At 72.5% G+C, this 15,686-nt stretch carries 14 protein-coding genes; 5 read left to right on the top strand and 9 right to left on the bottom strand.

Translation table 11 applies throughout. The features are described from left to right. Window positions 1–156: 156 nt before the first annotated feature. Together JQN83_RS02460 and JQN83_RS02455 are read left to right on the top strand one after the other, a co-directional pair. On the top strand, window positions 157–1,239 hold the full coding sequence (locus tag JQN83_RS02460) for a Glu/Leu/Phe/Val family dehydrogenase (RefSeq protein ID WP_208565356.1): 1,083 nt from the start codon (window positions 157–159) through the stop codon (window positions 1,237–1,239). 344 nt (window positions 1,240–1,583) lie between these two features. Next, the gene (locus tag JQN83_RS02455) at window positions 1,584–1,802 is read left to right on the top strand and encodes a DUF3073 domain-containing protein (protein WP_208565355.1); all 219 of its coding nucleotides are present in this window, start codon (window positions 1,584–1,586) and stop codon (window positions 1,800–1,802) included. Between the two features lie 183 nt (window positions 1,803–1,985). On the opposite strand, the gene amcA is transcribed toward JQN83_RS02455, so the two are convergent. From amcA to JQN83_RS02430, 5 genes are all read right to left on the bottom strand, one after another. Beyond that, window positions 1,986–2,219: a multiple cyclophane-containing RiPP AmcA gene (gene amcA / locus JQN83_RS02450; protein WP_208565354.1), complete on the bottom strand. Its 234-nt coding sequence runs from the start codon at window positions 2,217–2,219 to the stop codon at window positions 1,986–1,988. After that, window positions 2,188–3,291 carry a cyclophane-forming radical SAM peptide maturase AmcB gene (gene amcB / locus JQN83_RS02445; protein WP_307799011.1) on the bottom strand — a complete coding sequence of 368 codons (1,104 nt, stop codon included), beginning with the start codon at window positions 3,289–3,291 and terminating at the stop codon, window positions 2,188–2,190. The genes amcA and amcB overlap by 32 nt, the downstream gene beginning before the upstream one ends. A gap of 130 nt (window positions 3,292–3,421) precedes the next feature. After that, window positions 3,422–4,576 carry a phosphoribosylformylglycinamidine cyclo-ligase gene (gene purM / locus JQN83_RS02440; RefSeq protein ID WP_208565352.1) on the bottom strand — a complete coding sequence of 385 codons (1,155 nt, stop codon included), beginning with the start codon at window positions 4,574–4,576 and terminating at the stop codon, window positions 3,422–3,424. Window positions 4,577–4,635: 59 nt separating this feature from the next. Further along, entirely contained in the window at window positions 4,636–6,174 is a 1,539-nt protein-coding gene (purF, locus tag JQN83_RS02435; protein WP_208565351.1) for an amidophosphoribosyltransferase, read from the bottom strand. Between the two features lie 167 nt (window positions 6,175–6,341). Continuing rightward, window positions 6,342–6,665, bottom strand: a complete 324-nt coding sequence (locus tag JQN83_RS02430; protein ID WP_372443957.1) for a sterol carrier family protein — start codon at window positions 6,663–6,665, stop codon at window positions 6,342–6,344. A gap of 180 nt (window positions 6,666–6,845) precedes the next feature. Here JQN83_RS02430 and JQN83_RS02425 point away from each other — a divergent pair, with 180 nt between their 5' ends. Then, window positions 6,846–9,095 carry a carboxypeptidase regulatory-like domain-containing protein gene (locus JQN83_RS02425; protein ID WP_208565350.1) on the top strand — a complete coding sequence of 750 codons (2,250 nt, stop codon included), beginning with the start codon at window positions 6,846–6,848 and terminating at the stop codon, window positions 9,093–9,095. A gap of 220 nt (window positions 9,096–9,315) precedes the next feature. On the opposite strand, the gene JQN83_RS02420 is transcribed toward JQN83_RS02425, so the two are convergent. The 4 genes from JQN83_RS02420 to purS form a co-directional block, all read right to left on the bottom strand. After that, on the bottom strand, window positions 9,316–10,071 hold the full coding sequence (locus JQN83_RS02420) for a 2-phosphosulfolactate phosphatase (protein WP_208565349.1): 756 nt from the start codon (window positions 10,069–10,071) through the stop codon (window positions 9,316–9,318). Between the two features lie 4 nt (window positions 10,072–10,075). Beyond that, on the bottom strand, window positions 10,076–12,934 hold the full coding sequence (gene purL, locus JQN83_RS02415; protein WP_244251559.1) for a phosphoribosylformylglycinamidine synthase subunit PurL: 2,859 nt from the start codon (window positions 12,932–12,934) through the stop codon (window positions 10,076–10,078). Between the two features lie 70 nt (window positions 12,935–13,004). Further along, window positions 13,005–13,688, bottom strand: coding sequence for a phosphoribosylformylglycinamidine synthase subunit PurQ (gene purQ, locus JQN83_RS02410; protein ID WP_208565348.1), 684 nt, complete (start codon window positions 13,686–13,688; stop codon window positions 13,005–13,007). Further along, window positions 13,685–13,945 carry a phosphoribosylformylglycinamidine synthase subunit PurS gene (gene purS, locus JQN83_RS02405; protein ID WP_208565347.1) on the bottom strand — a complete coding sequence of 87 codons (261 nt, stop codon included), beginning with the start codon at window positions 13,943–13,945 and terminating at the stop codon, window positions 13,685–13,687. The genes purQ and purS overlap by 4 nt, the downstream gene beginning before the upstream one ends. Window positions 13,946–14,407: 462 nt before the next feature. On the opposite strand from purS, the gene JQN83_RS02400 reads away from it, so the two are divergent. Then, on the top strand, window positions 14,408–15,091 hold the full coding sequence (locus JQN83_RS02400) for a S1 family peptidase (RefSeq protein ID WP_208565346.1): 684 nt from the start codon (window positions 14,408–14,410) through the stop codon (window positions 15,089–15,091). A gap of 24 nt (window positions 15,092–15,115) precedes the next feature. Continuing rightward, on the top strand, window positions 15,116–15,676 hold the full coding sequence (locus JQN83_RS02395; protein WP_208565345.1) for a YbjQ family protein: 561 nt from the start codon (window positions 15,116–15,118) through the stop codon (window positions 15,674–15,676). Window positions 15,677–15,686 lie beyond the last annotated feature (10 nt).

Genomic DNA, 15,686 nt, shown 5'->3' with positions numbered 1-15,686 from the left:
CGGGGCCGGTCGGCGGCGGACGACCCGGTGCCGGGCCCGTCGGGCTACGGCACGGTCTCCGACCGCCACTAGGCTGGTCAGGGGCCGGCACCATCCCCGCCGGCAGCCGACCAGGTCCGCGCCCCACGAGGGCGCACACCGACACAGGAGCGTGCCATGGGCGTATTCGCGAGCACCGACGACCCGGGATCAGCCGGTCACGAGCAGGTCGTCTTCTGTCAGGACAGGCAGAGCGGCCTCAGGGCGATCATCGGTATCTACTCGACCGCGCTGGGCCCCGCGCTCGGCGGCACCCGGTTCTACCCGTACGCCAGCGAAGCGGCGGCACTGGCCGACGTGCTGGACCTGTCCCGGGGGATGGCGTACAAGAACGCCCTGGCCGGGCTGGACCTGGGCGGCGGCAAGGCGGTCATCTGGGGTGACCCGGACCAGCTCAAGAGCGAGTCGCTGCTGCGCGCGTACGGCCGGTTCGTGCAGTCCCTGGGTGGGCGCTACTACACCGCCTGCGACGTCGGCACCTTCGTGGCGGACATGGACGTGATCGCGCGGGAGACGCGCTACGTGACCGGCCGCAGCGTGGAGCACGGCGGCGCGGGCGACTCGTCGGTCCTCACCGCCTGGGGGGTCTTCCAGGGGATGCGGGCCGCCGCCGAGCACGTGTGGGGCACCCCGAGCCTGCGCGGGCGTCGGGTCGGGGTGGCCGGGCTCGGCAAGGTCGGCCGGCACCTGACCGGTCACCTGGTCGATGACGGGGCCGAGGTGGTGGCGACCGACGTCGACCCGAGGGCACTGGCGTGGGCGCGGACCAACCATCCCGGCGTCACCCTGGTCGACGACACCTCCGCGCTGGTCGCCGCCGACATCGACGTGTACGCCCCGTGCGCCCTGGGCGGGGCGCTCAACGACGACACCGTGCCGGCGCTGCGGGCCCGGGTGGTCGCCGGGGCGGCCAACAACCAGCTCGCCCATCCGGGCATCGAGAAGCAGCTCGCCGACCGGGGGGTCCTCTACGCCCCCGACTACGTGGTCAACGCCGGCGGTGTGATCCAGGTCGCGGACGAGATCGAGGGCTTCAACTTCGACCGGGCGAAGCTGCGGGCCACCCGGATCTTCGACACCACCCGGCAGATCCTGCGGCTGGCCGACGACGAGGGGGTGCCGCCGGCCGTGGCGGCCGACCGGCTGGCCGAGCGCCGGATGGCCGAGGTGGGCCGGCTGCGCGCCATCCACCTGCGGTGAGCGTCCGTCCCGGGCCTGGCGGCCGGCCGCGCCCGGGACACCGCCCCCGGCGGCCCACCGGGTTCCCGGCCCGACCGCCGCCGGGGTGGGGACACCCGCTCGACAGCATGGGGATTACGTGGCTTTTGGGATGGTTTGACCGGCGTCATGGGCAGCTCCGGCGATCACCCCTTACCCGGTACAATCGGTGACGGCCGGGTGACTGCGACGCGCAGGGCCGGCAGACGGTAACCCGAGGTGCCGAACGGTGGCATCCCCATGTACCGTAAGAGCCACGAGAGATGCCTGACGTCATCGGGGCCCGCCTTCGGGCTGCCCCGCATTCTGTGCGAGGGGGTCGAGCCATGGGGCGCGGCCGTGCTAAGGCCAAGCAGACAAAGGTGGCCCGGGAGTTGAAGTACCACTCCCCGAACACCGACCTCACCGCCTTGCAGCGCGAATTGGCGAGTGCTGGTGGGAAGTCCGAACAGCACTTCGACGACGACTACAAAGAGTATGTCGACGACGACGACGAGGATCATGCGGGCGACGATCCGGACCCCTGGGCTCCGGCGACCCGCTGACCTCCGGTCACATTGAGCACGCGGCAACTCTCCGCGTGCTCACGCATGTGCCCGACCAGAGCGGCGCTACCACCGACGATCAGGGACCCCGCCGTCCCGGAGCACGCTCCGGCCGATCGGCGCGGTCCCTGATCCCGGCGGCCACCGCTACCCGGCCGGTGCGGTGAACCGTCGTCGCCGGGCTCAACGCGGTCGGTTGTTCCAGTTGTAGAAGGTCGGGATGTTCTCGAAGTGGTTCCAGGCGCACACCGCGCCGGCACCCTCCCCGCCCGACGCCTCCGACCGGGAACGACGCGCGGCGTCAGCCTCGTGGAGCAGGGCGGAGATCTCCCCAGCGGCCTCCCGCACCCGGTCGGCGACCTGGTCCGTGCCAGCCCCGACGCGCTCAGGCGACCGGTGACTCGTGGTCTCGGGCATGCTCCAACACTCCCTCCAATAGGCGGATCTTGCTGTTGCGGCAGTGCTCGGTCTCCGTACCGTCGAACCGCCCCTGCTCGAAGTAGCGGTTGGCCGCGTGGCCACCGCCGCAGAAGCCGAAGTACGGGCAGGATGACCGGCACGCCTCGACACCGGTGAGGAACTCACCCACCCAGTCCGTGCCCGCCGCCCCGGCCAGGATCTCGGCCAGTGGGGTGGCCAGCACGTTGCCGCTGCTGAAGTCGCCGTAGCGGGCGTCGGAGAAGCCGGCCAGCTCGGGGGAGAGCACGGTCACCGAGCCGTCGTGCCCGATCGTCGGGATCGGGTCGAGCTGCCGGGGCAGCAGGTCACCCTCCGCGCCGTCGAGCACCGCCGCCGCGTACCGCAACGACCACTCCACCTCCCGCAGGTGCAGCCGCGGTGTCCGCCGCCAGGCCGACACCAGCTCCGCCCAGAACCCGGTCACCGTCGCCGCGTCGTAGGCGTTGCTGCGGGTGTTGACCCCCTCGGTCTCCTCGATGTTCAGGCCGAGGACGTCACAACCCAGGTCGAGGAAGTAGTCGTACAGTTCCGTGGCGAGCCCCGGCGTCGGCCGGCTCACCACCGCCAGCGCCGAGAACGGCAGACCGTGCCGACGCAACGCGGCGATCCCCCGGACGATCCGGTCGTACGCCGGCCGGCCGGCCCGGGTCACCCGCTCCCCGTTGCGGTCGGGTGGGCCGTCCACGCTCACACTGACCCGCACCCCGTGCTCGACGAAGAACGCGCACCAGGCGTCGTCGATCAACGTGGCGTTGGTCTGCACATGGTGCTCGACCCCGGCGGGGAACGGGGCGATCAGCGCGGCCAGATGCTCCCGCCCGGCGGCGAGCGGCTCCCCGCCGTGCCAGACCACCGAGAACCGGCCCTGCGCCGCCCAGGGGGCCACCGCGGCGGCCACCGCCTCGGCCACCGCCACCGGCATCCGCCGGTCGACCGCCCGGTGCGGCAGATAGCAGTACGCGCAGTCGAGGTTGCACAGCGTCGTCGGCTGCATCACCACGTACGACGGGATCGCCGCGACGCCCCGCATGCCCGTCACGGACCGGACACGAGCAGTCATCGACCCTCCTCCCGCTTGCCCGAAGTGTCCTTCAGGCTAGGCGGCGATGGCCGCTCGGGTGAACCCCCGATCAGATGCTCGGCCGATCAGCGCAAGGTGATCAGCCCCGGGTGTGCTGGCCGACCATCTGGACGTTGCCGGTGCCCTCGATGATCTCGCCGGCCTGCCAGGCGTCCACGCCCCGGCCGGCGAGGGTGGCCAGCGCGCGGTCGGCGTCCTCGGCGGAGACGATGGCGAACATGCCGACGCCCATGTTGAACGTCGACTCCATGTCCGAGTCCTCGATCCGGCCCTTGGACTGGATCAGGTCGAAGATCGGCTGCGGCTTCCAGGTGGCCCGGTTGACCACCGCGTCGACGTGCTCGGGCAGCACCCGGACCAGGTTGCCGGGGATGCCGCCGCCGGTGACGTGGGCGATCGAGCGCACCTCCGCCTCGGTGATCAGCTTCAGGCAGTCCTGCGCGTAGATCTTGGTCGGGGTGAGCAGCTCCTCGCCGAGCGTGCGCTGCCGGCCGAAGTCGTCGATCACCACGTCCAACCGCATCCGGCCGGCACCGAGCAGCACGTGCCGCACCAGCGAGTAGCCGTTGGAGTGCAGCCCGGACGAACGCATCGCGATCACCACGTCGCCCACCTCGACCCGGTCCGGGCTGAGGATCTCGCTCTCCTCCACCACCCCGACCCCGGTGGCGGAGACGTCGTACTCGTCGGGACGCAGCACGCCCGGGTGCTCGGCGGTCTCGCCACCGAGCAGCGCGCAGCCGGCGTACCGGCAACCGTCGGCGATGCCCGCGCCGATCTCGGCGACCCGGTCCGGCACGACCTCGCCGGTGGCGATGTAGTCGAGCAGGAACAGCGGCTCGGCCCCGCACGCCACCAGGTCGTCCACGACCATCGCGACCAGGTCGATGCCGATCGTGTCGTGGATGTCGAGCTGCTGGGCGATGACCAGCTTGGTGCCCACCCCGTCGGTGGAGGACGCCAGGATCGGGTTCTTGTACTTCTTGGTGTCCAGCCGGAACAGGCCCGCGAAGCCGCCCAGGTCACCCATGACCTCCGGCCGCCGGGTCTCCCTCACCTTGGACTTGAGCAGCTCCACCGCCCGGTCGCCCGCCTCGATCGACACCCCGGCGTCGGCGTACGAGACCGAGCGTTTGCGGGTGGTGCGGCTGGTGCCCGCCGTCCAGGGCTGGCGGTCGCCACCGGCGCCGCTCGGGCTACTTCCTGCGCCGCTGCGCTCGGACACGTAGGTCACGGTTCTCCCCTTTGTGGTTCTCGGTGCCGCGCCGACGGTGGCCGGACGGCCCCGGTGTACTACGGGCGGTGGGCGGTCGCGCCGCCCGGAGTGGCGACGAGCGGTGTGTGGTGCTCGGAGGAGGCGTCCGGGGCGTCGGCGACCCGCCGGCCCACCCCTTCGAGCACGTGCTTGCCGATCAGGTTCCCGGCCGGCAGGTCGATCGGGTACTCCCCGTCGAAGCAGGCCCGGCAGAGCCGGCTGCGGGGTTGTTCGGTCGCGGCGATGAGACCGGGGAGCGAGACGTAACCGAGGGTGTCGGCACCGATCGACCGCCGGATGCCCTCGTTGTCCAGCCCGTTGGCCAGCAGTTCGGCCCGGGTGGCGAAGTCGATGCCGTAGAAGCACGGCCAGTTCACCGGCGGGGAGGAGATCCGGACGTGGACCTCCAGCGCACCCGCCTCGCGGAGCATCCGCACGATCGCCCGCTGGGTGTTGCCGCGCACGATCGAGTCGTCGACCACGACCAGCCGCTTGCCCCGCACGTTCTCCCGCAGCGGGTTCAGCTTGAGTCGTACGCCGAGCTGACGCAGGGTCTGCGACGGCTGGATGAAGGTACGCCCGACGTACGGGTTCTTCATCAGGCCGGCGCCGTAGGTGATGCCGGACGCCTCGGCGTAACCGATGGCGGCCGGCGTGCCCGACTCGGGCACCGGGATCACCAGGTCCGCCTCGACCGGGTGCTCCTTGGCGAGTTGCCGGCCGATCTGCACCCGGGCGGCGTGCACGTTGCGGCCGGCGATGGTGGCGTCCGGGCGGGCGATGTAGACGTACTCGAAGAGGCAGCCCTTGGGCTCCGGCGCGGCGAACCGGCTGGACCGCAGCCCCTCCTCGTCGATCGCGATCAGCTCACCCGGCTCCACCTCGCGCACCACGCTCGCGCCGACGATGTCCAGCGCGGCGGTCTCGCTGGCCACCACCCAGCCGCGTTCCAACCGGCCGAGCACCAGCGGGCGGACGCCGTGCGGGTCACGGGCGGCGTAGAGGGTCGACTCGTCCATGAAGACGAAGCTGAACGCGCCGCGCAGCTGCGGCAGCACCTCCAGCGCGGCGGCCTCCACCGACAGGTCGGGGCGGCTGGCCAGCAGCATGGTCACCAGTGAGGTGTCGTTGGTGGCCCCGTCGTCGAGCAGGCCGCGCTCGGCGACCTCCTTCTGCAGCTCGGCGGTGTTGACCAGGTTGCCGTTGTGCGCCAGGGCGATCGTGGTGCCCGACGTGGTCGAACGGATCGTCGGCTGGGCATTTTCCCAGGTCGAGCCACCGGTGGTGGAGTAACGCGCATGCCCGATCGCCAGATGGCCCCGCAGGCTCTTCAGCGTCGGCTCGTCGAACACCTGGGCCACCAGACCCAGGTCCTTGTAGACCACCACACCCGATCCGTCGCTCACCGCGATGCCGGCGGCCTCCTGGCCGCGGTGCTGGAGGGCGTACAGACCGAAATAGGTGAGATTGGCAACCTCTTCACCCGGGGCCCAGACGCCGAAGACGCCACAGGCGTCCTGGGGGCCGGGTCGCTGGGGGTCAAGGTCGTGGCTCAGCCGGCCATCGCCTCGGGGCACTGCCGCTCCCTCATGCTGGTCTGGACTGGCCTGGCGGAGCCGGGGGCTGCTCCGCGCCTTTCGGCCCTGGACCACTGTCGTCGCCTGACAGTGTACGCGAACACGAGTCAATACAGAAAGTCACGATCCCCCTCCACCCAGTCACCCGCTCGCGCCTAACGGTGCAGCTAGAGCGGCAGATGGTCGGTGAGGTCCGCCCGGTTTCCGCTCACCTGTACGCGACCGTCCGTGACCGCCTGCGCCCACGACAACCGACCGGTAGCGAGCGCCAACCAGGTGTCCGGCGCCATCTCCACCACGTTCGGCGGGGTGCCCCGCGTGTGTCGCGGACCCGCTACGCACTGAACTGCACCGTAAGGTGGGACACGCACCTCCACCGATCGGCCGGGGGCACGCTCCGCGAGGACGGTCAGAAGGGTACGGACCGCCTCCCGATACACCGGTCGTTCGGGCGTACGCCCCTCATCGAGAGCCGTCAGCGCCGCCAGCACCGCGGCGGACTTAATGTGCGGAGAGGACACGACGGGACGATACGACCCCTGGCTCTCGGATGCCACGCTGGCCCCTGGGTCGCGCCGATCCGGTCAGACAAGGCATAGTTGCCGACGGCGTATTCGTACCGTGATGATCCCCGGCCCCCGCCGGGGAGGTCAGACCGGAAGGCGGTTGACGTGTCAACACACCGACGTGCCTGGACGCAGCGGGCCGGTGTGGTCGTAGCGCTGGTGGCCGGCGCCCTGCTCACCGTCCCCGCCACACCCGCTTTCGCCGCTCCGAGCGTCACCAACGTGTCGGCGTCCCCGAGCTCCGTCGAGGCCGGGAAGTCCACCCGGGTCAACTACTCGCTCACCGTGGGTGACGACTCCCCGGTCGACGTCTCTGTCACCTCCAGCAACGGCAAGCTCCGCTGCGTGGACGGTTGCGGTCGCACCAAGGTCGACCAGAGCGGCGGGTCCAGCGCCACCTTCAGCCTCGCCGACGACGCGTCGAACGGCTCCGCCACCATCACCGTCAAGGCCGTCGACGCCAACGGTGCCGAGAACTCGGCCAGCACGACCGTGACCCTGGTTGCCAAGGCCGCGCCGCAGACCACCGCGCCGCAGGACAAGCCGACGGTCAAGTCGATCTCCGGCAAGGTGGTCGTGACGGCCACCGGAGACGCGGTGCCCAACGCGGTGGTGGGCCTGGAGGATTCCACCGGCAAGCAGTTCAACACCACCAGCGACGGCAGCGGCAACTTCCGGATCACCGGGTCCAGTGCGAACCCGATCGCGCCCGGCTCGATGGTCCTCGGTGCCAGCAAGGACGGCATCGTCGCCACCAAGCCGATCAGCGCGGGGGCCGGGCAGAGCCTGAGCAACCAGCGGATCAGCCTGGCCCTGAAGGTCGAGGTGAGCCCGAGCGCCACCCCGTCGACCACGGCTGAGGCGACGCCGACGGACGAGACGACCGGGGACACCACCGCCGAGGAGACCACCGAACCGACCGGTGGGCAGCAGCAGGCGGCGTCCCAGGACGACGACAGCGGCTTCGGCTCCTTCCTGATCATCCTGCTCGGCGGCCTGCTGGTGGCGGCCGGTGTCGGCACCATCGTGCTGCTCTGGATCCGTCGCAAGAACGCCGACGACGGCGACGGTCCGGCCGGTGCCGGAGCGGCAGGCGGCGTCCCCGGTCCCCGCAGCCCACGCGGCACCGACGACCAGACCCGGGTCGTCAATCGGGTCGGTGCCGGCCCCGACCCGACGATGGTCGGCAGTTCCGCGCTGAGCGACGCGCCGACGATGCTGCAACGACCGGTCGTCGACGACGTCCCGCCGGATCCGTACGCGGCCCCGCCGCAGCCCTACGGCGCACCGCAGGACAACTGGGCCGGTGCCGGCGGCTACGGCGAGGAGCCCGCCGGCCAGGCCGGCTACGGTCAGCCGGGCGGCTACGGTAACGCGCCCGCCTCCGGTGGTGGCTACGGCGCAGCCGGTGCGGCAGGAGCTGCCGGCGCGGCGGGTGCCTACGGTGCGTCGCCCGCACCGGCTGGTGGCTACGGCAACGCGCCCGCCTCCGGCGCCGGCTACGGCAACGCCCCCGCCTCGGGTGCCGGCTACGGCAACGCCCCCGCCTCCGGCGGCGGTTACGGCAACGCCCCCGCCTCGGGCGGTGGCTACGGTGGTCGCGACTACGGCGCGACGGCCGGTGCCGCCGGCTATCCGGCGCAGGAGCAGGCCGGCGGTTACGGCGGCGACCGCTACGACGAGCCCACCGGCCGGTACACCGGCGACAGCACCTCGTACGCCCCGGCGGCCGACCCCTACCCGACCAGCACCTACCAGCCGGAGCCGGACGCCTACGGCCAGTCCGGCGCGGCCGGTTACGGCCAGCCCGAGCAGGGCGGCTACGGCCGGGGCGGGGAGCCGACCGGCGGTTACCCCGGCGGCGGCTACGGCCAGCAGGCCGGCTACGACTCCGGTCCGGCCCAGGGCTACGGCGGCCAGCACGGCGGGTACGACCAGCCCACCGGGGGCCACCAGGGCGGGGGTGCCCACCAGGGCGGCTACGACCCTCGTGGCGGCGGTCAGCACGGCGGCTACGAGCAGCGTGGTGGGGCCCACCAGGGTGGTTACGACCAGCCCGCCGGGTACGACCAGCAGGGCCCGGGCTACGACCAGCAACCCGGCTACGGCTCCCCGCAGGGCGGGTACGGCCAGACCGGTGGCTACGGTGCCGAGCAGTCACCGGGCGGATACGTTCAGGAGCCGCCGCCGCAGCGCACCGGCGGATACGACCAGCAGGGTTACGACCAGCAACAGGGTGGATACTACGGCGACCAGCCACAGGCCGGCCGCGACCAGCCCCCGGCCGGACGGGCCCGGCCGGACGGGCCGGCTCCGGAGCGCGGCGGACGCCGCCTCGACTGGTTGGACGACTGACCCACCGACGACACCGACGACTGCGGGCCGCCCGACACACCGGGCGGCCCGCAGTCGCTGTGACCCACACCCGGGCGACCGACGGTCAGGCCGGGAACGCCCGACAGCCCAGGTAGACGGCCGGCTTCGGCCCGGGTGTCGCGGCGGGGCAGCCACCGGCAGCGGGCCGGTCCGCGCCGGCCGGGGCCGCTTCAGCCGGCTGAGAAGACACCGGGCCGTTTCAGCCGGCTGAGAAGACGCCCTGGCGGAGCACCGGCACCACGGTCGAGACGTCCCGTTGCACGGCGACCTCGACGTCACCGGCGAAGCCCGCCTCGATCAACTCCCGACCGGAGACGCACCCGCGTACCGCCGCCGGTATGTCGGGGGTGCTGGCCAGGGCGGCGAGCGCCACCGCCGCCTCCACCGAGAGTCCCCCGGGCACCCCGGAGATCGCGTCCAGCACGCTGGCCGCGCCCAACTGATCCTCCACCGAGGGGCGCAGCGTGCCGTCCGGCCAGCGTTCACCGGCGGCCACCACCCCCACCGGTGCGTCCGTCCCGCCGTACCCGTGGCGGAGCAGCCAATGCCCGACGGCGCGGGCGTTGCGCAGGCAGGCAGCGACCACCGGCCGCCCGGTGGCACTGGCGGCGGCGCTGATCGCGGAACCGTTCGGTGACGGCAGCACCAGGTCGGCGACGAGCGGTGCGCTGCCCAGCGCCGCCGGGGAGAGCGACCACGGGTGCTCCGCGCTCGTCTGCCGGCGACCCACCGCAGCCACCGCGCCGACCCGCACCGCGTAGTCGGCTGCCTGCTCGCACCAGGGGAACGGGTGGACCCGCATCCCCCGGGCCACCGCCACCTCGACGGCGGTGGTGAACGACAGCACGTCCACCACCACCAGTGCCGCGCAGACCCGGCCGAGTTCCGCCGCCCCGGTCAGCCCCCAGTCGAACCGGGCACCCGATCCGGGCTGGGCGTGGACGACCGAGGCCACCGCCTCAGCGCTGGTCGGGCGTCGGACGCTGCCCGTCGCCGTCACCGGCCCCGGAGGCCGCGGCGTCGTCCGCGCCGGCCTGCGGGGTGGACCCCGCCGTCGGTACGTCGGTGCCCTGTCCACCGGCCGTCGGCGCGTCGTCCGCCCCGGAGGGGGCCTGCGCCGGGGTGGTGCCCGTCGGGGCGTCCGGTGCCGGCGTGGAGTCAGCGGAGGCGTCCGGTGCGGTACCGGTCTCCGGACCACCCGGCACCGGGCCACCCGAGACCGGCGCGGCGGTCGTCGGGGCGGCCACGACCTCGCCGGCCGGGTCGTCCGCGTCCGCCGGCTGCTGCCGGTCCGGCACGTCCACCGGCTGCCCGGCGGTGGCCGGCGCGATCGTGGTGGTGCCCGTCCGGACCGCCTCGACCTGCACCTGGGCCGCTTCCGGCCCGCCGAAGAGCCGGGGCAGGGTCGCGGTGTGCGCGGCCCGCAGCTCGTCCAGACCGATCCGGAACTGGCCGTGCACGTCCAGGGCACCGCTCGCCGGGTCGGTCACGCCGATCTGCTCCCACGGCACGGCCCGCTCGTCGCAGAGGGCGGTGAACGCCTTCTCGTGCCCGCGCGGGACGGTCACCAGCACCCGGCCGGCGGACTCGCTGAAGAGGAAGACGAACGGCAGCGAACCGTCGGCGAAGCGCTCCGGCACCCCGATCCGGGCCCCGACCCCCCGACGCAGGCAGGACTCCACCAGGCTCTGGGCGAGACCGCCGTCGGACAGGTCGTGTGCGGAGCTGAGGTGACCCACCCGGGCGGCCTCGGCCATCAGCTCGGCGAGCTGGCGCTCCCGGCCCAGGTCGACCTGCGGCGGCATCCCGCCCAGGTGCTCGTGCGTCACCCAGGCCCACTCCGAGCCGGACAGCTCCACGTGCGTGTCGCCCAGCAGGAACAACTGGTCGTGGTCGCCGCCGGTACGCGGGACGAAGCCCATCGGCACCCGGTCGGCCACGTTGTCCAGCACCCCCAGCACACCCACCACCGGGGTCGGGTGGATCGCGGCGGCACCGGTCTGGTTGTAGAAGCTGACGTTGCCGCCGGTCACCGGGATGCCCAGCTCCAGGCAGCCGTCGGCCAGGCCACGGACGGCCTCGGCGAACTGCCACATCACGCCCGGGTCCTCCGGCGAGCCGAAGTTGAGGCAGTTGGTCACGGCGATCGGCTTCGCACCGGTCACCGCCACGTTCCGGTACGCCTCGGCGAGCGCCAGCTTCGTCCCCTGGTACGGGTTCAGGCGGGCGTACCGGCCGTTGCCGTCGACGGAGAGGGCGACCCCGAGGCCGCTCTGCTCGTCGATCCGGATCACGCCTGAGTCCTCGGGCTGGGCCAGCACGGTGTTGCCCAGCACGTACCTGTCGTACTGCTCGGTGACCCAGGTCTTGTCGGCCAGGTTCGGCGAGGCGATCATGCGCAGCAGGGTCTCCCGCAGCGCCTCCGGGGTGCTCGGCCGGGGCAGCGTCTCGGCCCGGTCGGCCTGGAGCAGGATCAGGTCGGCCGGCTCCCGCATCGGGCGGGCGTAGACCGGACCGTCGTCGACCAGCGAGCCCGGCGGCACGTCGACCACCACGTGGTCGTTCCAGGTGACCAGCAGCCGGCCCGGCCGGCCGTCGGGAGCGGGGGCGGTGACCTCGCCGATCGCGGTGGCGAGCACGCCCCATTTCTCGGCGGTCTTGAGCACCGGCTCCAGCTTGTCCGGGGTGACGACCAGCAGCATCCGCTCCTGGGACTCGCTGGCCAGGATCTCGTGCGGCTCCATCGACGGCTCGCGCAGCGGGACCCGCTCCAGCCAGACCCGCATCCCGGTGCCGGCCGACGCGGCGGTCTCGGTGAGCGCGCAGGTCAGGCCCGCGCCGCCGAGATCCTGGATGCCGACGACCAGCTCGGCGTCGTACAGCTCCAGGCACGCCTCGATCAGCAGCTTCTCGATGAACGGGTCACCGACCTGCACCGACGGGCGGCGCTGCTCGCTGCCCTCGTCGAAGGTGGCGCTGGCCAGCACCGACACGCCGCCGATGCCGTCCCGGCCGGTCTTCGCGCCGAGCAGCACCACGATGTTGCCGGGGCCGGCGGCGTCCTTCTTCTGCAACCGGTCGACCGGCAGCACGCCCAGGCAGAGCGCGTTGAGCAGCGGGTTGCCCTGGTAGCAGGGGTCGAAGACCAGCTCACCGCCGATGTTGGGCAGGCCGAGGCAGTTGCCGTAGCCGCCGACGCCGGCCACCACGCCGGGCAGTACCCGGGCGGTGTCCGGGTGGTCGGCCGCGCCGAAGCGCAGCGGGTCCATCACCGCGACCGGGCGGGCGCCCATCGCCAGGATGTCCCGGACGATGCCACCGACACCGGTCGCCGCACCCTGGTAGGGCTCGACGAAGCTCGGGTGGTTGTGCGACTCGACCTTGAAGGTGACGGCCAGCGTGTCGGAGACCCGGACGACGCCCGCGTTCTCCCCGATGCCGGCGAGCAGCCGGTCGCTGGGCGGGGCCTTCTCGCCGAACTGGCGCAGGTGCACCTTGCTCGACTTGTAGGAGCAGTGCTCGCTCCACATGATCGAGTACATGGCCAGCTCGGCCTGGGTGGGGCGGCGGCCGAGGATGTGCCGGATCCGGTCGTACTCGTCGTCGCGCAGGCCGAGCTCGGCGTACGGCTGTAGCTCGTCGCCGGTGGTGGTGGCCCGCTGCACGGTGTCCACGCCGTCCGTCCAGTCGATGGCCGGTGCCGGACCGCTGTGCCGGCCGGCTGCGGCTGTGCCGGCCGGGGGCGCGACAGCCGCGTGCGGCTCCGCCGGGCCGGAGCCCGCGGCTGCCCGAACGGCCGGGTCCTGGTGGGTGGTCATGACCTCTCCTCGCTGCGCTCGTACCCGCCCGTGGGGCGGTGGAGCCGACCGATGTTCCCGCCGCGCACCGTCACGCCGGCGTCCCCACCAGGTGCTTGAGCACGGAGGTGAAGAAGCCGAGGCCGTCCAGCGAGGGGCCGGTGAGCGCCTCGACCGCGTGCTCCGGATGGGGCATGATGCCGACCACGTTGCCGGCAGCGTTGGTGATCGCGGCGATGTCCCGCTGCGAACCGTTCGGGTTGCCGCCGACGTAACGGGCGACGACCCGCCCCTCGGCCTCCAGTGCGTCGAGGGTGGCGGTGTCCGCGACGTAGCAGCCCTCGCCGTTCTTGACCGGGATGAGGATCTCCTGGCCGGACTGGAAGGTGTTCGTCCAGGCGGTGCCGACCGACTCGACCCGGAGGCCCTGGTCCCGGTTGCGGAAGTGCAGGTGCTGGTTGCGGGTGAGCGCGCCGGGCAGCAGGTGGGCCTCGCAGAGGATCTGGAAGCCGTTGCAGATGCCGAGCACCGGCAGGCCGCCCCGGGCGGCGTCGACCAGGGTCTCCATCACCGGGGCGAACCGGGCGATGGCCCCGCAACGCAGGTAGTCGCCGTAGGAGAAGCCACCCGGGAGGACGACGGCGTCCACCCCGTGCAGCTCCGGGTCACCGTGCCAGAGCCGGACCGGCTCCGCGCCGGCGATCCGCACGGCGCGGGCGGCGTCCCCGTCGTCCAGCGAGCCGGGGAAGGTCACCACTCCGACCCGGGCGGTCACGAGTGCGCGTCCGCGGTCTCGTCGGCCTCGACCCGGACCGTGAAGTCCTCGATGACAGGGTTGGCGAGCAGCTTGTCGGCGATCTCCCGGGCCCGGTCCAGGTCCGGTTCGCCGGTGAACTCGATCTCGATCCGCCTGCCGATCCGGACGGAGGCGACGTCACTGACGCCGAGCCGCGGCAGCGCGTTTGCGACGGCCTGGCCCTGAGGATCGAGGATCTCGGGCTTGAGCATGACGTCGACGACGACGCGAGGCACTGGGCACTCCTGACTGTGTACGCAGTTGGGTGCCGGCCCACTACGGGCGAGCGAGGCCAGCGTACCTGGCAGATTCCGGTCCGGACGCACCGGCCGGGCGCAGTTCAGGCAGTGATCGACGTTACCGGTCGTCCGGACGGGCGGCCGAGATCCGTTCGTTGCCGCTCTGATGCGGTTTTGTTGCCGATTGTCGACGCGTCGCCCCCACACACCCGCCCTGAGCAGGCAATACGTGGCCCAACGCCAGATTTGCGACCGGTATCCGACAAACAGGGACGAGCGCGTCGTGGGTCAGCTCTGTCACATCGACCGATCCAGATCAGAATCTTGTGAACGAGCCGGGCCACCCCTAACCTCTATCGCCAAGTGTCGATGCATGGTCGCCGTACCGGCGGGCCACCCCCGCCCCGGCGGCCGACCCGGCCCGGCGATCCCGGGCCCGAGCCGAAGGAGTCCCCCGACATGCGCCTCCGCTCCACGCTCGCGGTGCTGACCACCGCCCTCGCCGGTGTCCTCGTCGCCGCCTCCGGGGCCACCGCCGCCCCGGCCGGCCCACAGCCGATCATCGGCGGCAGCACCGTCTCCTCCGCCCCCTGGGCCGCCGCCGTCTTCAGCAACGGGTCGTTCACCTGCTCCGGCAGCGTCATCGCCGCCCAGTGGGTACTCACCGCCCGGCACTGCGTCAGCGGCACCATGTCCGTCCGGGTCGGCAGCGTCTACTACGCCTCCGGCGGCACCACCCGTACGGTCAGCGCCTCCTACACCCGCAACGACCTCGCCCTGCTGCGGCTCGCCAGCACCGTCACCAACACCCCGGTCAGCCTGGCCGGCAGCAACCCGCCCGTCGGCTCCACCAACACCATCTACGGCTGGGGCATGACCTGCTACAGCGGCTGCGGGGCGTCCAACCAGCTCAAGACCGCCTCGGTGCGGGTGACCAGCACCAACGCCAGCGACGCGTACGGCGGCCAGGCGATCCGCAGCACCCGGGTCAACGGCAACGCGTGGCGCGGCGACTCCGGCGGCCCCCAGTTCTACGACGGCAGGCAGGTCGGCGTCGCCTCCACCGCCGACGGGTCCAGCATCCAGAACTACGGCAGCGTCGCGTACAACCGGGCCTGGATCACCTCGACGGCCGGTGTCTGACGGTTACCACCCCGGGCGGTGCGGATGGCCGGTCGCGTGCCGGCCGTCCGCGCCGCCTCGTTTTGCAGCATCCGACCAGCCACACACGGCACGCTCCGACGCCCTGCGACTACTGACAGCATCGGAACCGTGCTGGTCGTGACGACGGATCAACTGCCCGGCTACGAGATCCGCCAGATCCTCGGCGAAGTGGTGTCGTCGATGGCGCGGACCCGGAACCCGTACCGCGAGGGGGTCAAGAACCTGCGCGGCGGCGCGTACGACCCGATGGCCCCCGACAACCTCACCCGCTGGCGTACCGACTCGGTGGCCCGGCTCGGCGAGGAGGCCCTGCGCATCGGCGCGAACGCCGTGGTGGGAATGCGCTTCGACAGCCGCGACTGCGGCGAGATGTGGATGGAGATCTGCGCCTACGGCACCGCGGTGATCGTGGCTCCTAAGGTCCCCGACGTGATGCCGCACGACCAGCCCCTCATCGCCGCCGAGACCGCCCACGACCCCGGCTTCACCGAAGCCCCCGGCGGCATCGCCGAACCGGCGAGCGCCCCCAACCTCACCTCCGCCCCCGAAACCCCCACCCCCTAACCCACCCCCA

Source organism: Micromonospora antibiotica, from assembly GCF_017599305.1.
Lineage (GTDB): Bacteria > Actinomycetota > Actinomycetes > Mycobacteriales > Micromonosporaceae > Micromonospora > Micromonospora antibiotica.
The sequence above is the reverse complement of the archived record's forward strand: the minus strand, read 5'-3'. Positions and strand labels throughout refer to the sequence as shown.